This window comes from Streptomyces sp. NPDC056061, from assembly GCF_042266885.1.
GTDB lineage: Bacteria > Actinomycetota > Actinomycetes > Streptomycetales > Streptomycetaceae > Streptomyces.
Genome location: NZ_JBHJWQ010000004.1, coordinates 392,850 through 413,997 on the forward strand (window position 1 = coordinate 392,850; position 21,148 = coordinate 413,997).

The window sequence follows — 21,148 nt, forward strand, 5'->3', positions numbered from 1 at the left end:
TCGTGGGGGGCTCGTGGGAAGTGCTACTTGACGCTGCCGGCGGTCATTCCGGCCTTCCAGTGCCGCTGGAGCGAGACGAAGGCGACGATCAGGGGGATCACGGCGAGAAGCGAACCGGTGACGACGAGCGGGTAGAAGCTCGGCTCGCCGTGGGTGTTGGTGTTCCAGGAGTACAGACCGAGACTCAGCGGGAAGAGCTTGCGGTCCGAGAGCATCACGAGCGGGAGGAAGAAGTTGTTCCAGATCGCGGTGAACTGGAAGAGGAAGACCGTCACGAAGCCCGGCATGATCATGCGCAGCCCGATGGACCAGAAGACGCGCAGCTCGCCCGCCCCGTCGATACGGGCGGCCTCCAGGGCCTCGTTCGGTATGTAGCCGGTGCTGAACACCCGCGCGAGATACACGCCGAACGGGTTGACGAGTACCGGGATCAGCACCGACCAGTAGGTGTTGACCAGGCCGGTCTTGGAGGCCAGCAGGTACATCGGCAGGGCGAGCGCCGTGGTCGGGACGAGGACGCCCATCAGCACCAGGCCGAACAGCTTCTCCTTGCCCCGGAACTCGTACTTGTCGAAGGCGTACCCCGCGGCGACGCAGATCAGCGAGCAGACGATCGCCCCGCCGCCCGCGTACAGGAGGCTGTTGAGGTACCAGCGGAAGTAGACGCCGTCGCCGTAGGAGGCGAGGTTCGACAGGTTCTCGCCGAGGTTGAAGCCGTCGAAGGAGAACGCGTTGCCCGCGAGCAGACCACCGGTGTCCTTCGTGGCGGCGGTGACCAGCCAGACGAGAGGGAAGAGCATGTAGGCGACGGAGAGCAGGAGGAAGCCGTTGACGGCGGCCTTCGACATCCAGCGGCTGCGGGAGGCGGGGGAGTTCATGCTTTCTTGCCCTTCCGGCCGGTGAAGCGGGTGACGACGAAGGACAGCAGCGCGGCCGTGAGCGCGAGCAGGATGGACGCGGCGGCGGCGAGACCGTAGTCGTTGCGTTCGAAGGCCGCGGTGTACGCGTACATGTTCGGCGTCCAGGTGGAGGTGACGGCGGAGCCGGTCCCCTTGTTGAGGATCAGCGGCTCGGTGAACAGCTGGAGCGAACCGATGACCGTGAACAGCGCGACCATCACGACCGAGGCGCGGATCAGCGGCACCTTGATGCCGACCGCGATGCGCCAGGCACCGGCCCCGTCGACGGTCGCCGCCTCCAGGACGGAGCGGTCGATGGCCTGCAACGCGGCGTAGAAGATCACCATGTTGTAGCCGAGCCACTCCCACAGCGCGATGTTCACGATGGAGGGCAGGGCGCCCTCGGGGGAGAAGAAGTCGAAGCCGATGCCGCCGGACTCCATGGCGCTGACCACCGGGCTGAGCTGGGGCGTGTACAGGTACACCCAGATCAGCGCGGCGATGATGCCGGGCACCGCGTGCGGCAGGAACAGCGCGAGCTGGAAGAAGCGGCGGGCGCGGGCCAGCGTGGAGTCCAGCAGCAGGGCGAGGGCGAGGGCTCCGATGAGCAGCAGCGGAATGTAGATCAGGCAGTATCCGAGGAGTACGCCGAAGCCCTCGCGGAACGCCCGGTCGCCCAGGGCCGCCATGTAGTTGTCGAGTCCGCTGAAGACGGTCTCGGTGCCGCCGAAGCCCAGGCCGGACTGTTTCTCCGTGAACAGGCTGAGCCAGACCGCGTATCCGATCGGCAGCACCATGACCAGGGTGAACAGTACGAAGAAGGGCCCCAGCAGGATGGCGGCGGCTCTGGTCGTCCGGGCGCGTTTCATCAGCCTGCGTCCTCGACCTTCAGACCGCGCTTCTTCAGCTCGGCGACCGTGGCGTCGTGCCCGGCCTTCACCGCGTCCTTGATGGTGGTGGAGCCGCTGGCGACCTTGCCGAACTGGTCCTTCATGGTGGTGTTCGTGGTGCCGGTCGTCGGGCCCCAGTTCCAGTTCTGGCCGATGGACGTCGCGGCGTCCTCGAACACCTGGTAGATGTCCTCGCCGCCGTAGAACCCGGCGTCGAAGGACTTCTTGGCCACCGGGCGCAGGGCCGCCGCGGCCGGGAAGGCGCTCGACGTGCCGGACTCGATGCGGGCCTTGATGCCTTCCTCGGTGGTCGACATCCAGGTGGCGAACTCGACGGCGGCCTCGGCCTTCTTGCTGGTCTTGGTCACCGCGAAGGTGGAGCCGCCGAGCATGCCGCCGGCGGGCTTGCCGTCCCAGCTGGGCATCGGGGCGACGGCCCACTTGCCGCTCTGCTCGGGCAGGGTGCCCTTGAGGACGCCCGCGCCCCAGGCGGCGCCGAGGTAGCCGACGGTGCCGCCGTTCTTGAGGGAGTTCGTCCACTCGGGGCTGAACGAGGCGTTCGCGTGGATCAGGTCGTCGTCGAGCAGGCCCTGCCAGTAGTCGGCGACCTTGTTGGTGGCCGCGTCGGCGGTGCCGACCTTCCAGGTGTCGCCCTCGGGCTTGTACCACTGGGCGCCCGCCTGCCAGGCCATCGCCTGGAAGGTGGTCGGGTCGTCGGGGAAGAAGGTGCCGATCCGGGCCTTCTTGTCGGCCTTCTTGACCTTCTCGGCGGCCTTGCGGAACTCGTCCCAGGTCTTGGGGACCTCGACGCCGTACTTCTCGAACAGGTCCTTGCGGTAGTAGAAGGCCTGCGGGGAGGCGTCGAACGGGACGGCCCAGCTCTTCCCGCCGAGCGTGGTCAGTTCGACGGCCTGCGGGAGCAGCTTCTTCTTGATGTCGTCGGTGAAGTACTTGCCGATGTCCTGGAGCGCGCCCTGGCTGACGTACTCGGGGAGCTGCGGGTACTCGATGGAGACCAGGTCGGGGGCGTTGCCCGCCTTCACCGCGTTGGAGATCTTGGCGTAGCCGCCGGCGTTCCCGGACGGGATCTCCTCGTAGACCACCTTGATGTTCTTGTGCGAGGCGTTGAAGGCGTCAACGACCTCCTTGGACCCCTTGGCCCAGCCCCAGAAGGTGATGCTGACGGGCTTGCCGTCGCTTCCGGAGGAGGCGTTGTCGTCGCCGCTGCCGCCGCAGGCCGTGAGAACGGTGAGGGCGGTGGCGGCGCCGACGACGGCGAGGGACGTTCTGCTCGAACTGCGGCTCACAGCGAGGCTCCTGAACTGGCGACGACATTGGCGTTGGCCGTGATCCTTGGACCAGCCGTGACCGAAGTCAAGAGCGAAAGAGCGATTGATCGAAAAAAGATCGAATAATTTACGTACGGAAGCGGTGGGAATGCCCTGGGTTACGGTGGCGTGGCGGATGGCGGAACGATCGGCTCCGCACCCTCCGCGCACCCGGTACCTGCCTCTCGCGCCCCGGGGCGGGCCCCGGGCCTGCCTCCCGCACCCCGAATCCGTCCCCCGTCCCGCCGCCCCTCAACGCTCGCCGGTCGGCGCGTGCGGCGCGCCGCACGATTCCCGGACCCGCAGCTGCGGCAGCAGCGTCAGATGCCGCCGCGGCCCAGCCGTGCGCCTGCCGAGCCGCTCCACCAGCAGTTCGGTCGCATGCTGCCCCACCTCGCGCTTGGGCGGGGCCACCGCGGTGAGCGGGGTGTCCGCGAGCGCCGCCACCTCGTCGTCGTAGGCGATCAGCGCGAGGTCGTCCGGCACCCGCACCCCCAGCTCGGCCAGGCGCTGCACGACCTGGATCGCGTCCACGTCGTTGTGGATCAGTGCGGCCGTGGCGATCCCGCCGCGGACCGCCGCGTGCAGGGCCTGCACGGCCTCCTCGAACGCGTCCGGGGCCAGCTCGGCCGGGACGGAGTCGATCGCCTCCCGCGGTGCGCGCAGCCCGAGCACGTCCAGTGCCTCCGTGTACCCGGACCGCACCGCCACGGCGGTCGGGGAGTCGGCGCGGGCCATCAGCAGCGGCGCCCCGTGCCCGAGGCCCACCAGGTGGCGCAGGGCGAGCAGCACCCCGTGCGCGTGGTCCGAGCAGACCCGGTCCAGGCCGTCCAGCGGGGAGCCGACGGCGGGCGTGCGCTCCAGCAGCACGGTCGGCACCGGCAGCGAGGCGATCCAGTCGCCGAACGCGGCGGGGTCGCCGGGGTGCTGCCAGCCCGGCGCGACCAGCAGCCCCTCGGCGCCCGCGGCGAGCAGCTTCTCGGTGCGGTCCTGGTCCTCCTGCGGCCGGTAGTCGGAGATCCGCAGGATCAGCCGGGCGCCCGCACGGGCGGCGGCCTCGTGGGCGCCGCGGATCACCTCGGCGAAGTAGTACGTCGACGAGGGCGCGAGCATGCCGATCACCAGGCCGCTGCCGCCGGGGCCCGCGGCGGGCGCGGCGGGCGCGGCGGCGTCCCGGGGCCAGGAGACCGAGCCGTGGACCCGGTCGAGCAGACCCCGGCCGGCCAGCTCCTCCACGTCCCGGCGCGCGGTGACGGGCGAGACCCCCAGCAGCGAGGCCAGGTCCGAGACCCGGGCCGAACCCCGTTCCCGTACCAGCCCCAGCAGGCGGTCATGACGTTCAGCAGCACTTTCGCGCACAGCGGCAGTCCCCTCGCAGTGTTGTGGCCCGGCTCCCGGACCGGCCGGTGCCGGGCTGTTCTCCGACCCTAGACCAACGTGATCGAACGACGGCAGTTTCGATCATTCAAGCGTGATCCATTGACGTTCGATCAATCCGAGTCCAGGATTCCGGCAGTCCGCTTACGGGAAACGACACCGGATCGCCCGTGCCGGTTCGTGCCGTGCCGACCCGTCCCGTGTCGGTCCGGTCCGGCATGCCCCGTCCGTTCGGCCGATCCGGACCGTCCGACCATCCGATCACATGGCCCCCGTGGCCGACCTCGGACTCGCCCTCGTTCCCGACCGATTGCCCGATCCCGCCCCCGACCGCTCGCCCCATCACGACTGTTCGTACGGAGGAATTGTGAGACATCGTGTCACCGCCGCGACGCTCGCGGCCCTGACGGCCGCCGGTCTGACCGTCACCGGCCAGACCGCCGCGCAGGCCGTGCCCAACGGCCGCACCTTCCACGTCGACTGCGCCGCCGCGCCGACCGGTGCCACCGGCAGCAAGCAGCACCCCTGGACGACGCTCGCCGAGGCCGGCGCCCACACCTACGGCCCCGGCGACCAGCTGCTTCTCAAGCGCGGCACCACCTGCACCGGCACCCTCGCCCCCAAGGGCTCCGGATCCGCCCGTGCCCCGTTCACCATCGCCGACTACGGCAACGCCCCGGCGCGCGCCCGGCTCGACGGCGCGGGCGCCCACGACGTGGTGCTGCTCGCCGACACGCAGTACGTGCACCTCAAGAACCTGGAGATCACCAACGCCGACAACCCGGGCAGCGAGCGCAACGGCGTGCGCCTCGTTCTCACCGACTACGGTGTCGCCCGCGGCTTCGACATCTCCGGCCTGTACATCCACGACGTGCGCGGCGGCGACTACAAGACGGTCTCCGGCTCCAGCGCGATCCAGATCGCCGTCGAGGGCACCGCGAAGGCAAGCTGGTACGACGGCCTGGACATCGGCCACAACCGCATCGAGGACGTCGACCGCGAGGGCATCTACTTCAAGTCGACGTTCTCCAAGCGCGATCTGGTCGGCCGGCAGCAGGATCCGAACGTCTACCCGGGCGAGTGGACGCCCAGCACCGGCGTCCGCATCCACCACAACACGCTGAAGTCCCTGGCGGGCGACGGCATGAAGCTCGACACCACCAGCGGCGCCCGCGTCGACCACAACCGGATCGATGGCTTCCAGCTCCGCTCGCCCTCCGCCAACGCGGGCATCTGGACCTTCAACACCGACGACACCACCATCGAGTACAACGAGGTCTCCGGCGGCGGGAACACGCACGACGGCATGTCCTTCGACGCCGACGGCGCCTCGCAGAACACCGTCTTCCAGTACAACTACAGCCATGACAACAAGGGCGGTTTCCTGCTGGTCTGCCCGTACAGCGGCGCCAAGACGATCGGCACGGTGGCCCGTTACAACGTCAGCCGGAACGACGGCGCCCGCCTGATCCAGAACTGCTGGGGCCCGATCCTCGACACGAAGATCTACAACAACACCTTCCACAACAAGGAGGAGATCCCCGGCTACCTCGTCCAGGACGACGCCGGCAGCCCCGCCACCACCCAGCACGAACTGGCCATCACGAACAACGTCTTCGTGAGCGAGGGCACCGGAGGGTACGCCTTCAAGAACCCGACAGCCGGGCTCTCCTTCGACCACAACGCCTTCTACGGCATCGACATGACCCGCCCGAACCCCGGTGGCATCACGGACGACCCGAAGCTCCGGGCCGACTTCCGGCTCGGCGCGGGCTCGCCCGCCCTCGCCGCCGGAGCCGTGATCGAGGACAACGGCGGCAAGGACTACTTCGGCAAGAAGCTGAAGCCCGGCGCCCCCAACATCGGCGCCTACGCGGGCCACGGGGTGCGCTAGGGGCGTGCTTCGAAGGCAGCGTCGTCCGCCCGGAAGGCGGGGCCGGACGCCCCGGCCAGGCTGGACTTTCGACACACGCCCCGGTGCCGTGACCGGCACCAGTCGCATCACTCCGTGACCGGCGACGGCCCTCCCGGTCGCCGGGGGCCCGGCGGACACGTCCGGCCCCCGGCGACCGGTGGGCGGCTCACCGGGGGCCGTACTTGCGGCCCGTGGTGGAGGCGACCCCTCCGAGCACGCTACGGGGCGTCAGCTTCACGACCCCCATCAGCGCCTTGTACCGCGGATCGGGCACCGAGAGCGACTTGCCGCGCGCCAGGTCCGTCAGGGCGGCGGACACCAGCTTGTCGGCGTCCAGCCACATCCAGCCGGGGATGTTGCCGGTGCCCATCCCGGCCCGTTGGTGGAACTCCGTCCGCACGAAGCCCGGGCACAGCGCCATCAGCCGCACCCCCGTACCGGCGAGGTCCTTCGCCGCCCCCTGGGTGAACTGCACCACCCACGCCTTGGACGCGCCGTACGTCCCGCGCGGTACGAACGCCGCCACCGAGGCCACGTTCACGACCCCGCCGCGTCCGCGTTCCCGCATTCCGGGCACGGCGGCCGAGGTCAGCCGCAGCACCGCCTCGCAGTGCACCTTGAGCATGCTCAGCTCATCGGCCATCGGCACTTCCAGGTAGCGCCCCCGGTTGCCGAACCCGGCGTTGTTGACCAGCAGGTCGACCGGGTGCCGGAGGTCCGCCAGGCGGTCCTCGACCTCGCCGATCCCCTCGTCCGTCGACAGATCGGCCGTCAGTACCTCGGCCTCGATGCCGTGCCGGTCGTGCAGTTCGGTCGCCTGCTCGCGCAGCCGCTCCGTGTTGCGGGCCACCAGCACCAGGTTGTGCCCGTCGGCCGCCAGCCGTCGCGCGAAGGCGGCACCGATGCCCGCGGTCGCGCCCGTGATCAGTGCAGTCGTCATGGGCGGCACGTTACGGCCTGGAGAGCAACAGGGGGTGGAGCAGTGAGTGGCGTCATGCGGCTTCGCGTTCAAGGGAGAGGGGGAGTGAGGGCGGAGTCCTCGCGACCGAAGACAACGCGGGATGCGGAGTCGCGGGGCGTCGCGAGCCCGCCCCCTACTGCTCCCCGGGCCCTTGGCGGCTGCCCGGCGCATCACGGCCGGACGGGCGCCGGGGCCCCGCCGGCCGTCGCGCTCAGGCGTCGGCCGCGTTCCGCTCGACGTACGCCAGTGCGGCCCGCAGCGTCTCGGGGTGCAGGGCGTCGCGGGCCGCGAGCAGCCGCGGCAGCAGGTCCCGCCGCGTCGTCGACGCCAGGAAGTCCAGCCGCACGGTGACGTCGTGGGCGGGCCGGTGCACGATCTCGACAACGTCCCCGGCACGGATTTCGCCCGGCTCGATCACCCGCAGATACGCGCCCGGGGCGGCGGCTTGCGTGAACCGCTTGACCCAGCCCCGCTCGTCGAGATGACCGGCGAACGTGCGGCAGGGGATCCGGCTCGACGACACCTCCAGCACCAGATCCGGGCCCACCCGCCAGCGCTCGCCGATCCTCGCGCCGTTCACGTCCACCCCGGCGGTCGTCAGGTTCTCGCCGAACGCGCCGTTGGGCAGTGCCCGGCCCAGCTCCCGCTCCCAGCCGTCGAGGTCCTCGCGGGCGAAGGCGTACACCGCCTGGTCGCTGCCGCCGTGATGGCGCAGGTCGCACACCGCGTCCCCGGCCAGACCGCTGCCGCCGGTGCCCTTGGGGCCGGGATCCTCGACACGCACCGGCCCGTCGGCCGGCCGCTTGCCGATCCCCGTCGCGCCGCCGGGCGCATCCGTGTGCGCGGCCGCCTCGGCCCGGCCCAGGTTCACCGTCAGCACCGTCATCGGCGCCCGCGCGCCCACCGGTGTTCCGGCCGACGCGGCGGGATCCACCGCTTCCGCGGGCCGTGCCGGGCCCGTGCTTCCTGCCGCCGTGCCGGGAGCCGTTCGTTCCATCGGATTCATGCGGAGAACGCTAACGACCCGAGGAGCAACGGGGAGCCCGCTCCGCCTTGCTCCCACGTCGTAACCCCTCAAAGACGCAGTGAGGTCGTTCGCTTCACGCCCAAGAGCTGCTTATGGTTGAAGGGTGATCGAAGCCCGCCACCTCCGCGTTCTGCGCGCCGTGGCCACCACCGGATCGTTCTCCGCCGCGGCCCGTGAACTGGGCTGCACCCAGCCCGCGGTCAGCCAGCAGATGAAGGCCCTGGAATCCTCCGCGGGCACCACCCTGCTGATCCGTACCGGACGCGAGATGCGGCTCACCCAGGCGGGCGAGGCCCTCGTGCGGCACGCCTCGGGCATCCTCGCCGGCCTCACCGCGGCAGAGGAGGAGGTCGCCGCGATCGCCGGACTGCGGGCCGGCCGCGTCCGGCTCGTCTCGTTCCCCAGCGGAAGCTCCACCCTGGTCCCCGGGGCCCTCGCGGCGCTGCGCGCGGCCCACCCCGGGACCAGGGTCTCCCTGGTCGAGGCCGAACCGCCGCGTTCGGTCGAGATGCTGCGCGAGGGCGACTGCGACATCGCGCTGGCGTTCCGGTACGGCACCTCCGGCACGGAGTGGGACGACCTGGTCGTGCGTCCGCTGCTCACCGACCGGCTCATCGGCCTGGTCCCCGAGGGACACCGGCTGTCCGGCTCGACGGCGGTCGGCATCGCCGAGCTGGCCGACGACTCCTGGATCGCGGGCTGCCCGCGCTGCCGGCGCCAGCTGGTGGAGGTCTGCGAGGAGTCCGGCTTCACGCCCCGGATCGACTTCGCCACCGACGACTACCCGGCGGTCGTCGGGCTGGTCGGCGCCGGGCTGGGGGTGGCGGTGCTGCCGGAGCTGGCGATCGAGTCGGTCCGCGCCAAGGGGGTCCGCACCGTGACGGTGGAACCCGCCGTCGAACGCGAGATCGTCGCCCTGACCCTTCCCGACCTGGCGCAGGTGCCCGCCGTGGCGGCCACGCTGGACCGGCTGTCCCTGGCGGCCGCCCGCTGAAACGGGGACCGCCCGGACGCGCCCTGGGTCTGCACCCCCTCGGCGGCCGGGTGGCTCTGAAGAAACGTTTTATCGCGTCGGTGCGCGGCGGGCGGGATCAGCCGTGCCCCGACGGGGACGGAACGCCGCCCGACGGTGCCGCCGCCGCGATCAGACGGTTGCGGGCCCGTCCCATGAGCTCCTCGCGCTCGTCCTCGGTGAGTCCCCCCCATACCCCGTAGGGCTCGCGTACCGCCAGGGCGTGCGCCGCGCACTCGGCGCGTACCGGGCATCGCATACAGACCTCCTTCGCCGAGTTCTCGCGGGCGCTGCGTGCCGCCCCGCGCTCACCCTCCGGGTGGAAGAACAGCGAGCTGTCGACTCCGCGGCAGGCCGCCAACAGTTGCCAGTCCCACAGATCGGCGTTGGGTCCGGGAAGGCGGGAGAAATCTGCCATTGCTTGTCCCCTCGAAACCATGCTGAGTCGGAGACGTCGTGGTCGTCCGATGTCGTCTGATGTCGTCCGGTGTCGTAAGAGTTTGACTGTGCTCATGACATTCACATCCACGGTGCAAGTAGATGTAAATATGACTGATTGCGAATCTAGCCACTGACACCAGGAAAAGGGAAGAAAACCCGCTAAATGGGGCATGGGTTTATCAGAAGATCCGGTTGATGGCTGGACGATCCGCGTCACTCTCCTCTGTGTACGGACCCTCACGTAGAGTGCCGAACCCGGCCGTCCGACCCGTAACTCTTTCGAGTGACCGTCGTTGAGAGGGCGGGGGCGGTTGACAGGAAAAGCGATCGGGCAGGTGTCCGAGAGCGTCAACCGCTCAGGTGACGACTTGTAAACAGCCTGGAGGCTCAAGGTGACGCGCATCAGCTGCGGAGGGCGGCCATGACATCCGTCCTCGTCTGCGACGACTCCCCGCTTGCCCGAGAAGCGCTCCGGCGCGCGGTCGCGACCGTGCCCGGCGTCGAGCGTGTGACGACGGCGGCCAACGGCGAGGAAGTCCTCCGCCGCTGGGGTGCCGACCGTTCGGATCTGATTCTGATGGACGTACGCATGCCCGGTCTCGGGGGAGTGGAGACGGTCCGGCGACTGCTCTCCGCCGACCCCGGTGCCAGGATCATCATGCTGACCGTCGCCGAGGACCTGGACGGGGTCGCGCTCGCGGTCGCCGCCGGTGCCCGTGGCTATCTGCACAAGGACGCCTCCCGGGCGGAGCTGCGGGCCACCGTCACCCAGGCGCTGGCCGATCCGACCTGGCGGCTCGCCCCGCGGCGGCTGCGGTCGGCCGAGATGGGGGCGGCGCCCACGCTCACCGCGCGGGAGATCCAGGTGCTCGAAGGAATGAGCCACGGCCGTTCGAACGCCGAGATCGGACGTGAGCTGTTCCTCTCCGAGGACACGGTGAAGACGCACGCCAGGCGCCTGTTCAAGAAGCTCGGTGCCTCGGACCGGGCGCATGCCGTCGCCCTCGGCTTCCGCTGGGGTCTGGTCCGCTGACCTGCGGCTGCGGCCGGAGGCCGGTCGCTTCCCCGTCCGTGATCCGGCGGACGGGGGGTCCCGGCCGTCGCGTGCGGGCCGGGCGCCGCTCCGTCGGCGGTGCCCGCCGTGCCGACGGCATGTGACGCTTCCCGGCCGATGCCGCATCCTTGACATGTGGAGTTCCTCGGGAACGATTCGGTCGAGCGGAAGGGGAGGGCGCAGGACATGACTTCCGGCGCACCCGCTCATAACGCTTCGGTGCACAACTACGGACGCGGCGGAGCGGAAGACGAGACTCCGAGGCACCATGGTCCGATGCGCGACGACGAGACGACGGTGATCGGTGCACTGGTGCACCGTGCCGTCGAGGGCGACGCGCAGGCCACCCATGACCTGCTGGCCCATGTCCATCCGCTCGCGCTGCGTTACTGCCGGTCCCGGCTGAACCGTCTGCCCGGTGATGCGCGCCACTTCGTGGAGGACCTCGCGCAGGAGGTCTGCGTCGCGGTGCTGATGGCGCTGCCGCGCTACAAGGACACCGGCAGACCCTTCGAGGCATTCGTCTTCGCCATCGCCGGTCACAAGGTCGCCGACCTCCAGCGGGCCGCCATGCGGCACCCGGGGTCGACGGCCGTGCCCTCGGACGAGATGCCCGAGCGGCCCGACGACTCGCTCGGGCCGGAGGAGCGCGCGCTGCTCAGCAGCGATGCCGCCTGGGCCAAGAAGCTGCTCGCCAATCTCCCGGACAACCAGCGCGAACTCCTGGTGCTCCGGGTCGCGGTGGGCCTGACCGCCGAGGAGACCGGACAGATGCTCGGCATGTCGCCGGGGGCGGTACGGGTCGCCCAGCACCGGGCGCTGAGCAGATTGCGCGCGCTCGCCGAACAGTGAGCCGTGCCCGGTGACGGACTCGCGCCGGGCACGGGGCGCGGCACCGGCGGGCCGCACGGGCACAGGGCGGAGCCGCAGGCCGACGGGGGCGCGCACGGTCGGAGCGCGAGGGGTTCACGCGTCCGCGACATCCCGTTCCGGTGTCGTACGGTCACACGTTTCCGGTTCTGTACGAAGCTCCAGAAACCGTAGGTGATCTTGTTCGTGGAATGAGACGCCCGCGAAGGCCGTTAGCATGGACATCCGCACCGATCAAGGCCATTTGGGGAAGGTGTCATGACTGCAAACGTCGACGGAGTGCCCGAGAAATTCGCGACGCTCGGGCTGACATACGACGACGTGCTGCTGCTGCCCGGCGCGTCCGACATGGCGCCCGATCAGATCGACACCTCCTCGTACATCTCCAAGAACGTGCGGGTGAACATCCCGCTGCTCTCCGCCGCGATGGACAAGGTCACCGAGGCCCGCATGGCGATCGCCATGGCCCGGCAGGGTGGCGCCGGTGTGCTGCACCGCAATCTCTCCATCGCCGACCAGGCCAACCAGGTCGACCTGGTGAAGCGCTCCGAGTCCGGCATGGTCACCGACCCGATCACGGTGCACCCGGACGCGACGCTGCGCGACGCCGACGAACTGTGCGCCAAGTTCCGCATCAGCGGCGTCCCGGTGACCGACGCCGCGGGCAAGCTGCTCGGCATCGTCACCAACCGCGACATGGCCTTCGAGTCGGACCGCTCGCGCCAGGTGCGCGAGGTCATGACGCCGATGCCGCTGGTCACCGGCAAGGTCGGCATCTCCGGCGTGGACGCCATGGAGCTGCTGCGCCGCCACAAGATCGAGAAGCTTCCGCTGGTCGACGATTCGGGCGTGCTCAAGGGCCTGATCACCGTCAAGGACTTCGTCAAGGCCGAGCAGTACCCGAACGCCGCCAAGGACAAGGAGGGCCGGCTGCTGGTCGGCGCCGCCGTCGGTGTCGCGGGCGATGCCTTCGAGCGGGCCCAGGCGCTCGTCGCGGCGGGTGTCGACTTCATCGTCGTCGACACCGCCCACGGCCACTCCCGTCTGGTCGGCGACATGGTCGCCAAGATCAAGTCGAACGCCTCCGGCGTCGACGTCATCGGCGGCAACATCGCCACCCGGGACGGCGCCCAGTCGCTGATCGACGCCGGTGTCGACGGCATCAAGGTCGGTGTCGGCCCCGGTTCCATCTGCACCACCCGCGTCGTCGCCGGCATCGGCGTCCCGCAGGTCACCGCGATCTACGAGGCGTCGCTCGCCGCGAAGGAGGCCGGCGTCCCGGTCATCGGCGACGGCGGCCTGCAGTACTCCGGCGACATCGCCAAGGCCCTGGTGGCCGGCGCGGACACCGTGATGCTCGGCTCGCTGCTGGCCGGCTGCGAGGAGTCGCCGGGCGAGCTGCTCTTCATCAACGGCAAGCAGTTCAAGTCGTACCGCGGCATGGGTTCGCTGGGCGCGATGCAGACCCGCGGCGACCGCAAGTCGTTCTCCAAGGACCGCTACTTCCAGGAGGGCGTCGCCTCCGACGAGAAACTGGTCCCCGAGGGCATCGAGGGCCAGGTTCCCTACCGCGGCCCGCTCTCCGCGGTCGTCCACCAGCTCACCGGCGGCCTGCGCCAGTCGATGTTCTACGTCGGCGGCCGCACCGTGCCGGAGCTCCAGGCCAACGGCAGGTTCGTCCGGATCACCTCGGCGGGTCTCAAGGAGAGCCACCCGCACGACATCCAGATGACGGTCGAGGCACCGAACTACAGCAGGAAGTAACGCGCACCGACGCGACCGAGGGGCGGCCAGGGCCTTCCCGCACTGTCGGCTTCCGACAGGGCGGGGGTTCCCGGGACCGCCCCTTCGGCATGTGTCGGGGATACTGGACAGCGCAGACGTAGAGGGAAAGGCCACACCATCGTGACTGAGATCGAGATCGGGCGCGGCAAGCGCGGCCGCCGGGCATACGCGTTCGACGACATCGCCGTCGTACCCAGCCGCCGAACCCGCGACCCGAAGGAGGTCTCGATCGCCTGGCAGATCGACGCCTACCGCTTCGAGCTGCCGTTCCTGGCCGCCCCCATGGACTCGGTGGTCTCCCCGCAGACCGCGATCCGCATCGGCGAGCTGGGCGGCCTCGGTGTCCTCAACCTGGAAGGGCTGTGGACCCGGTACGAGGACCCGCAGCCGCTGCTCGACGAGATCGCCGAGATGCCCGCCGAGGCGGCGACCCGCCGGCTCCAGGAGATCTACGCCGCCCCGATCCGCGAGGAGCTGATCGGACAGCGCATCAAGGAGGTGCGCGACTCCGGCGTCGTCACCGCCGCCGCGCTCTCCCCGCAGCGCACCGCGCAGTTCTCCAAGGCGGTCGTCGACGCGGGCGTGGACATCTTCGTCATCCGCGGCACGACGGTCTCCGCCGAGCACGTCTCGGGCGCGGCCGAGCCGCTCAACCTGAAGCAGTTCATCTACGAGCTGGACGTCCCGGTGATCGTCGGCGGCTGCGCCACCTACACCGCGGCCCTGCACCTGATGCGCACCGGCGCGGCCGGTGTCCTCGTCGGCTTCGGCGGCGGCGCCGCCCACACCACGCGCAACGTCTTCGGCATCCAGGTCCCGATGGCGACCGCGGTCGCCGATGTGGCCGGGGCCCGCCGCGACTACATGGACGAGTCGGGCGGCCGGTACGTGCACGTGATCGCGGACGGCGGTGTCGGCTGGTCCGGCGACCTGCCGAAGGCCATCGCCTGCGGCGCGGACGCCGTGATGATCGGCTCCCCGCTGGCCCGTGCGACGGACGCGCCGGGCCGCGGCCGGCACTGGGGCATGGAGGCCGTCCACGAGGACGTGCCGCGCGGCAAGCTGGTCGACCTCGGCACCGTCGGCACGACCGAGGAGGTCCTCACCGGTCCTTCGCACTCTCCCGACGGCTCGATGAACATCTTCGGCGCGCTGCGCCGGGCGATGGCCACGACGGGCTACAGCGAGCTCAAGGAGTTCCAGCGCGTCGAGGTGACGGTGGCGGACTCGCAGCACAGCCGCTGACCGCGTCCGGCACACCGGACATGGGCGAGGGCCCCGGAAACCGTGACCGACGGTTTGCGGGGCCCTCGCCCATGTCCTGACCTGCTGTGTCCTGCCTCGCCTCACCCAGGTCCGGACCCGTGACCGGACCCGGGCCCGGAAGGCCCGGCCGGGGTCTGAGCGGTGTCCCGTCATCCCTGGTGGGTCGGCGCGCGGCGTCAGATGCGGTGCATCGCAAGGCGGAGGGACGTCCGCATACCGGATGTATGTGGACGTTCCGGCAACGCGGCGAGGTGCCGTAGCTGTCGTCGCGCGCCCGCCAGGGATGACGGGACACCGCTTACGCGCCGGTGGCCTTCTTGGCGCCACCGAACGCGGCAACGGCGCCGAGCAGCAGGAAGACGTAGCTCATGAAGTCCGCCGCCTCGCCCCATGCCTTCGTCAGCATGTCGAAGTGGTCGAGGAACAGCTCGGACGCGGACTGGTTGACCAGGTCGGACAGGATGATCGAGACGCCGATGAGCTGGCCGAGGTAGACGGCGCCGACCGACAGGACGGCGCTGACCACGGGCAGGATCGGGTTGCGGCCGCCGACCTTGCTCGCCGCGAAGCCGACGAGGAAGCCGACGCCGATGGCGGCGTAGCCGATCTCGCGCTCGATCGCGCCGGCGATCACGCCGTACAGGAAGGCCGCGACGACCGCCGCGACCAGCGCCGTCAGCAGTCCGAGGCCCACGTTGTCGCGGGCGGGGGCGGGCGGGGCGAAGGGTGCGCCGCCGAACGCGGGGGCGGGCTGCCCGTACGGGCCGGGCTGCTGGCCGCCCGCGAAGGGGTTGCCGGTCGGGGCGCCGGGCTGCTGGTTCGCGAAGGGGTTGCCGGTGGGGGCGCCGGGCTGCTGGCCGCCCGCGTACGGGTTGCCGTCGAAGGGCTGTCCGCCGGGCTGCTGGTTCGGCGGCGGCACGGGCTGGCTCATGGTGGGATCCCCCTGGGAACGGAAGCGCACGAATGTGCGAGATGTGACGCCGCAGGCTAGCAGCCACCTACGACATCGCCCACCAAAATCTCCGGAATCTTCTGTTCACAGCCGGTGTGCGGCTCCCGCCGGGGTCGCGCCGCGGGTGTCCAGGAGCAGCTGGGCCTTCACGGCGAGACCCTGGAGGTCGTAGGTGCGGTGGTGCTGGAGCAGCACCGTGAGGTCGGCGCCGGCCGCCGCCTCGTACAGCGAGTCGGCTCGCGGCACGGGTTGTTCGCGCACCCGCCAGTCCAGGACGTGCGGGTCGTGGTAGCCGATCTGGGCGCCCATGTCCATCAGCCGGGAGGCGATCTCCCGGGAGGGCGACGCCTCCTGGTCGGCGAGGTCGGGCTTGTAGGTGACGCCGAGGAGCAGGACCCGGGCGCCGCGCACCGATTTGCCGTGCTCGTTCAGCAGGGTGGCGCAGCGCTGGATCACGTACTGCGGCATCCGGTCGTTGATCTCCTGGGCCAGCGAGACCATCCGCAACGGGTGGCCGGGGGTGCGGCTGTGGTACGGGAGGCGGCCCGGGTCGACGGGGACGCCGTGCCCGCCGACACCGGGCCCGGGACGGAACGCCTCGAAGCCGAAGGGCTTGGTCTCGGCGCACCGGATCACGTCCCACAGGTCGACGCCCAGGTCGTGGCAGAGCACAGCCATCTCGTTGACCAGGGCGATGTTGACGTGCCGGAAGTTGGTCTCCAGGACCTTCGTCATCTCGGCCTCGCGCGGGCCGCGGGCCCGGACCACCTTGTCGGTGAGCCGGCCGTAGAAGGCGGCGGCGGATTCGGTGCAGACGGGCGTGAGGCCGCCGATGACCTTGGGCGTGTTGGCGTAGACGTGGGTCCGGTTTCCGGGGTCGAGGCGGCCGGGGGAGTAGGCGAGGTGGAAGTCGCGCCCGGCGCGCAGTCCCGATCCCGCTTCGAGGAGCGGCAGGACGTGGTTCTCGGTGGTGCCCGGCTGGACCGCCGACTCCACGAGGACGGTGGTGTGCGGGCGCAACCGGGCGGCGAGGACGCGCGTGGCGTCGGTGAGGGCGGTGAGGTCGAGGGTGCGGTCGGCGCCGAGCGGGGTGGGTGCGCAGATCACCGCGGTGCGGACCCGGCCCAGTTCGGCCGGGTCGGTGGTGGGCCGGAAACCCGCGGAGAGCATGCGGCGCACGGCCGAGGCGGTGAGCGCGCCCTCGGCGGGGGTGCGGCCCGCGGCGAGTTCCGCGTGGGCGCGCGGGTCGGTGTCGTAGCCGACGGTCTGGACGCCCGCGGCGACGGCGGCCTGGGCGAGGGGCAGGCCGAGCTGGCCGAGTCCGATGACAGCGAGGTCTGCGGGCATGGGGATGGGCCGTCCTTCCCTCGGACCGGCCGGTTCACGGAGGACGGCGACCTCCGTGAACCGGCCGGTACACGACCATGGGAGAGCAGAAAGCGCAACCGCTGGGCACGGCGCAATGTCAGACTAGGCGTAAATATGACCTATGTGTCGCATTGCGGGGCCCGTGCCGTCGGGTGTTGTCCACAGGCGGTGGCCGAAGTCGTGGACGGCGGACAGAATCGAGAGGTGGGCCGGGACGTCCGACCGCTCGGTCGGGCCGCGTCCCGTGCCGGACCACCCCGTCCACCCCGGGAGGCAGCAGTGAGGACAGCGACACTGGGACCCGCGGAGCGTGCCGAGGCACTCGCCGCCATGGCCGAGCGCGAACTGGACGTACTGGTCGTGGGGGCAGGCGTGGTCGGCGCCGGCACGGCACTGGACGCGGCGACGAGAGGACTGTCGACCGGTCTTGTCGAGGCGCGCGACTGGGCCTCGGGCACGTCGAGCAGATCGAGCAAGCTGATCCACGGCGGGCTGCGCTATTTGGAGATGCTCGACTTCGCGCTGGTCCGGGAGGCACTGAAGGAGCGCGGGCTGCTGCTGGAGCGGCTGGCCCCGCACCTGGTGAAGCCGGTGCCCTTCCTCTATCCCTTGCAGCACAAGGGCTGGGAGCGGTTCTACGCAGGTTCCGGCGTGGCGCTGTACGACGCGATGTCGGTGTCCTCGGGGCACGGCCGGGGCCTGCCCGTCCATCGCCACCTCTCCCGCCGCCGCGCCCTGCGGGTCGCCCCGTCACTGCGGAAGGACGCCCTGGTCGGGGCGTTGCAGTACTACGACGCGCAGATGGACGACGCCCGCTACGTGGCGACGCTGGTGCGCACCGCCGCCGGATACGGCGCGCACGTCGCGAACCGGGCCCGGGTCATCGGCTTTCTCCGGGAGGGCGAACGGGTCGTCGGCGCCCGGGTGGAGGACGTCGAGGCGGGCGGGGAGTACGAGGTCAGGGCCAAGCAGGTGGTGAACGCGACCGGCGTGTGGACGGACGACACCCAGGCCCTGATCGGGGAGCGCGGGCTGTTCCACGTCCGCGCGTCCAAGGGCATCCACCTGGTCGTCCCGAAGGACCGCATCCACTCCTCGACCGGCCTGATCCTGCGGACCGAGAAGTCCGTCCTGTTCGTCATCCCGTGGGGACGGCACTGGATCATCGGGACCACCGACACCGACTGGGACCTGGACAAGGCCCACCCGGCCGCGTCCAGCGCCGATATCGACTACCTCCTCGAACACGTCAATTCCGTCCTGGCCACGCCGCTGACCAGGGACGACGTCCAGGGCGTCTACGCCGGGCTGCGCCCGCTGCTGGCCGGTGAGTCGGAGGCGACGAGCAAGCTCTCGCGCGAGCACACCGTGGCGCACCCGGTGCCCGGCCTCGTGGTCGTGGCGGGCGGCAAGTACACCACGTACCGGGTGATGGCGAAGGACGCCGTCGACGAGGCGGTGCACGGTCTCGATCAGCGGGTGGCCCAGTGCGTCACGGAGGACATCCCGCTGCTGGGCGCGGAGGGGTACCCGGCGCTGTGGAACGCCCGCGCGAGGATCGCGGCCCGGACGGGGCTCCACGTCGCCCGGGTGGAGCATCTGCTCAACCGCTACGGGTCCATGACGGAGCAGATCCTGGATCTGATCGTCGCGGACCCGGTGCTCGGCGAGCCGCTGCCCGCCGCGGACGACTACCTGAAGGCGGAGATCGTCTACGCGGCCTCCCACGAGGGGGCCCGGCACCTCGACGACGTGTTGACCCGCCGCACCCGGATCTCCATCGAGACCTTCGACCGGGGCACGCGCAGCGCCCGGATCTGCGCCGAACTGATGGCGCCGGTGCTGGGCTGGGACGAACCGCAGATCGACCGGGAGGTCGAGCACTACGACAAGCGGGTGGAGGCGGAGCGGGAGTCGCAGCGCCAGCCGGACGACCTCACGGCGGACGCGGCACGGCTCGGCGCACCGGACATCGTTCCGCTGTAACACCGGACGGCGGGCGGGAGACCGGGAGGGGGCGGGCGGTGACGGCTGCTGCGCGGATGCGGGCGCCCGCGCGGGACGGCCCTGCGCCCGCGTGCGGACCGGACGCGGGCGCAGGGCCGTGCGGGGAGGACAGCATGGTCCGGGGCGACGGGCGGGCGGCGACGGCCGCGGGTGCGAGGTGCCGGTGGGGTGCAGCGGCTTGATGAGGCGTCGGCGGATCTCGGTGGCGTAGTCGTGCCCGGTGACGCACCGGACGAGGAGGCCGAGCACGGCGTATTCGGTGGGGGAGCAGGAATGGTGGCCGGGGACGCCGGTGGGGCGGTGGGAGAGCACGAGCCGGATCGCGCCGACGGCGGAGTCCGGCCGCGCGGCGGTGTCGTCGGCGTAGTCGTACGGGCCGCTGGTGTGGCCGAGCAGGGCGTGCAGCGTGATGCGGCGGCCGTCGTTGCCGTTGCCGTTGCCGGATCAGATCGGGCAGCAGCCCGTCGACGGGATCGGACAGCCACAGGCGTCCCTCTTCGGCGAGTTGGAGCACGAGGGCGGCGACGAAGGTCTCGGTGACGCTGCCCGCCCGGAACCGGTCCGCCCCGCGGATACCCGGGCCCGTCGAACGGAACGTGTCGTACGGTGCGGTGGAAGCACAAGGGGCCGACAGGGCCGCGGTGGACGCACCGCCCCGGTGACGAACCGGGGAAGGCAGGACATTGCGGGTGTGAGAAGTGGTCCTCGGGGCAGGGGCGTGGTGCCCGGGCCCGACAGCGCCGGAGGCAACGGGGCGACGCACAGTGCCCGGAGTGTCGGCATGGCGGAGAACCCCTTTCCCGGGCCACCATCATGCCGGGCCCGCGGACCCGGCACCATGGCCGGTCCCGGGGTGAGGGACAATGAACGCTCTGCCAGGGCGGGTTGATCGCAGAGGGGACGCATGTCGGAGGCGGAGCAGGCACAAGAGCCCCAACGGGACAAGGACGGACGTCTTCTCGCGGGGCGGTACCGGCTCGGGGCGGTGCTCGGCCGGGGCGGTATGGGCACGGTCTGGCGTGCCGTCGACGAGACACTGGGCCGTACGGTCGCGGTCAAGGAACTGCGGTTCCCCTCGGCCATCGACGAGGACGAGAAGCGCCGTCTCATCACGCGCACGCTGCGTGAGGCGAAGGCGATCGCCAGGATTCGGAACAACGGCGCGGTGACGGTCTTCGACGTGGTCGACGAGGACGACCGGCCGTGGATCGTGATGGAACTCATCGAGGGCAAGTCGCTCGCCGAGGCCATCCGCGAGGACGGCGTGCTGACGCCGAGACGTGCCGCCGAGGTCGGCCTCGCGATACTCGACGTGCTCCGGTCGGCGCACCGCGAGGGCATCCTGCACCGCGACGTGAAGCCGTCCAACGTGCTGATCGCCGAGGACGGCCGGGTCGTGCTGACCGACTTCGGCATCGCGCAGGTCGAGGGCGACCCCTCCGTCACCTCGACGGGCATGCTCGTCGGCGCGCCCTCGTACATCTCGCCCGAACGCGCCCGCGGGCACAAGCCCGGACCGCCCGCCGACCTGTGGTCGCTCGGCGGACTGCTCTACGCCAGCGTCGAGGGCACCCCGCCGTACGACAAGGGATCGGCCATCGCCACTCTGACGGCGGTGATGACCGAGCCGCTCGACCCGCCGAAGAACGCCGGCCCGCTCACGGACGTCATCTACGGCCTGCTGGCCAAGGACCCCGACCAGCGGCTCGACGACGCGGGTGCGCGCGTCCTGCTCAACGACGTGATCCACGCCCCGGAGAGACCGGACCCGGTGGTTTTGCCCGTCGAGGCCACGCAGATCATGGCGCTGCCCGGGAAGGGCGACGGAGGCGCCGCGGCGGCCACGGCGTCCGGCGAACCGGCCGAGGGCGCGCGGGACCGGCTGCGTGGCGCGCTGCGCTCCGTGCGGAGCGCCAAGGCGGGGCCGTCCGCCGCCGCGGGTGCCGCCGCCAAGCCGCCGACCGCCCCGCCCCCGCCGCCGACCGCCGCCCCGGCC

At 71.0% G+C, this 21,148-nt stretch carries 17 protein-coding genes and 1 pseudogene; 8 read left to right on the top strand and 10 right to left on the bottom strand.

Going from position 1 to position 21,148, the window contains the following annotated elements:
* Positions 1–23: 23 nt before the first annotated feature.
* From ACFC79_RS09905 to ACFC79_RS09920, 4 genes are all read right to left on the bottom strand, one after another.
* A complete protein-coding gene (locus ACFC79_RS09905) occupies positions 24–878 on the bottom strand; it encodes a carbohydrate ABC transporter permease (protein WP_376237458.1) in 855 nt (284 codons plus the stop codon).
* Entirely contained in the window at positions 875–1,768 is an 894-nt protein-coding gene (locus ACFC79_RS09910; protein WP_376237461.1) for a carbohydrate ABC transporter permease, read from the bottom strand. The genes ACFC79_RS09905 and ACFC79_RS09910 overlap by 4 nt, the downstream gene beginning before the upstream one ends.
* Positions 1,768–3,096 carry an ABC transporter substrate-binding protein gene (locus tag ACFC79_RS09915; RefSeq protein WP_376237463.1) on the bottom strand — a complete coding sequence of 443 codons (1,329 nt, stop codon included), beginning with the start codon at positions 3,094–3,096 and terminating at the stop codon, positions 1,768–1,770. Before ACFC79_RS09915 ends, ACFC79_RS09910 begins: the two co-directional genes overlap by 1 nt.
* 273 nt (positions 3,097–3,369) lie before the next feature.
* The gene (locus ACFC79_RS09920; RefSeq protein ID WP_376237465.1) at positions 3,370–4,476 is read right to left on the bottom strand and encodes a LacI family DNA-binding transcriptional regulator; all 1,107 of its coding nucleotides are present in this window, start codon (positions 4,474–4,476) and stop codon (positions 3,370–3,372) included.
* A 385-nt stretch (positions 4,477–4,861) separates the two neighbouring features.
* Between ACFC79_RS09920 and ACFC79_RS09925 the strand changes: the two genes are divergently transcribed.
* Positions 4,862–6,388 (top strand): right-handed parallel beta-helix repeat-containing protein, encoded by a 1,527-nt coding sequence (locus ACFC79_RS09925; RefSeq protein ID WP_376237468.1) that lies wholly within the window; start codon positions 4,862–4,864, stop codon positions 6,386–6,388.
* 187 nt (positions 6,389–6,575) lie between these two features.
* Here the strand turns inward: ACFC79_RS09925 and ACFC79_RS09930 are convergent, their stop codons facing one another.
* Complete coding sequence (locus tag ACFC79_RS09930) at positions 6,576–7,349, bottom strand: SDR family NAD(P)-dependent oxidoreductase (RefSeq protein ID WP_376237470.1); 774 nt, start codon at positions 7,347–7,349, stop codon at positions 6,576–6,578.
* A 232-nt stretch (positions 7,350–7,581) separates the two neighbouring features.
* On the bottom strand, positions 7,582–8,256 hold the full coding sequence (locus ACFC79_RS09935; RefSeq protein WP_376237560.1) for an MOSC domain-containing protein: 675 nt from the start codon (positions 8,254–8,256) through the stop codon (positions 7,582–7,584).
* A gap of 244 nt (positions 8,257–8,500) precedes the next feature.
* On the opposite strand from ACFC79_RS09935, the gene ACFC79_RS09940 reads away from it, so the two are divergent.
* Positions 8,501–9,391 (top strand): LysR family transcriptional regulator, encoded by an 891-nt coding sequence (locus tag ACFC79_RS09940; protein ID WP_376237472.1) that lies wholly within the window; start codon positions 8,501–8,503, stop codon positions 9,389–9,391.
* Positions 9,392–9,488: 97 nt separating this feature from the next.
* Here the strand turns inward: ACFC79_RS09940 and ACFC79_RS09945 are convergent, their stop codons facing one another.
* On the bottom strand, positions 9,489–9,827 hold the full coding sequence (locus ACFC79_RS09945; protein ID WP_376237474.1) for a WhiB family transcriptional regulator: 339 nt from the start codon (positions 9,825–9,827) through the stop codon (positions 9,489–9,491).
* 444 nt (positions 9,828–10,271) lie between these two features.
* Here ACFC79_RS09945 and ACFC79_RS09950 point away from each other — a divergent pair, with 444 nt between their 5' ends.
* From ACFC79_RS09950 to ACFC79_RS09965, 4 genes are all read left to right on the top strand, one after another.
* Positions 10,272–10,883, top strand: a complete 612-nt coding sequence (locus tag ACFC79_RS09950; protein WP_003948568.1) for a response regulator transcription factor — start codon at positions 10,272–10,274, stop codon at positions 10,881–10,883.
* A 297-nt stretch (positions 10,884–11,180) separates the two neighbouring features.
* Complete coding sequence (locus ACFC79_RS09955; RefSeq protein WP_093893485.1) at positions 11,181–11,756, top strand: sigma-70 family RNA polymerase sigma factor; 576 nt, start codon at positions 11,181–11,183, stop codon at positions 11,754–11,756.
* 276 nt (positions 11,757–12,032) lie between these two features.
* Positions 12,033–13,538, top strand: a complete 1,506-nt coding sequence (guaB, locus tag ACFC79_RS09960) for an IMP dehydrogenase (protein WP_376237476.1) — start codon at positions 12,033–12,035, stop codon at positions 13,536–13,538.
* Between the two features lie 141 nt (positions 13,539–13,679).
* Positions 13,680–14,804 (top strand): GuaB3 family IMP dehydrogenase-related protein, encoded by a 1,125-nt coding sequence (locus ACFC79_RS09965; RefSeq protein ID WP_376237478.1) that lies wholly within the window; start codon positions 13,680–13,682, stop codon positions 14,802–14,804.
* 319 nt (positions 14,805–15,123) lie between these two features.
* On the opposite strand, the gene ACFC79_RS09970 is transcribed toward ACFC79_RS09965, so the two are convergent.
* Both ACFC79_RS09970 and ACFC79_RS09975 read right to left on the bottom strand, forming a co-directional pair.
* Positions 15,124–15,756 carry a hypothetical protein gene (locus ACFC79_RS09970; RefSeq protein ID WP_376237480.1) on the bottom strand — a complete coding sequence of 211 codons (633 nt, stop codon included), beginning with the start codon at positions 15,754–15,756 and terminating at the stop codon, positions 15,124–15,126.
* Positions 15,757–15,861: 105 nt separating this feature from the next.
* Positions 15,862–17,124 (bottom strand): nucleotide sugar dehydrogenase, encoded by a 1,263-nt coding sequence (locus ACFC79_RS09975; RefSeq protein WP_376237482.1) that lies wholly within the window; start codon positions 17,122–17,124, stop codon positions 15,862–15,864.
* A gap of 300 nt (positions 17,125–17,424) precedes the next feature.
* Between ACFC79_RS09975 and ACFC79_RS09980 the strand changes: the two genes are divergently transcribed.
* The gene (locus ACFC79_RS09980; protein WP_376237483.1) at positions 17,425–19,131 is read left to right on the top strand and encodes a glycerol-3-phosphate dehydrogenase/oxidase; all 1,707 of its coding nucleotides are present in this window, start codon (positions 17,425–17,427) and stop codon (positions 19,129–19,131) included.
* A 201-nt stretch (positions 19,132–19,332) separates the two neighbouring features.
* Here ACFC79_RS09980 and ACFC79_RS09985 read toward each other — a convergent pair.
* Positions 19,333–19,915 (bottom strand): annotated as a pseudogene (locus tag ACFC79_RS09985) (serine hydrolase); the annotation flags it as partial.
* A gap of 141 nt (positions 19,916–20,056) precedes the next feature.
* Here ACFC79_RS09985 and ACFC79_RS09990 point away from each other — a divergent pair.
* On the top strand, positions 20,057–21,148 hold a 1,092-nt coding region (locus ACFC79_RS09990; protein ID WP_376237485.1), incomplete at its 3' end, for a serine/threonine-protein kinase.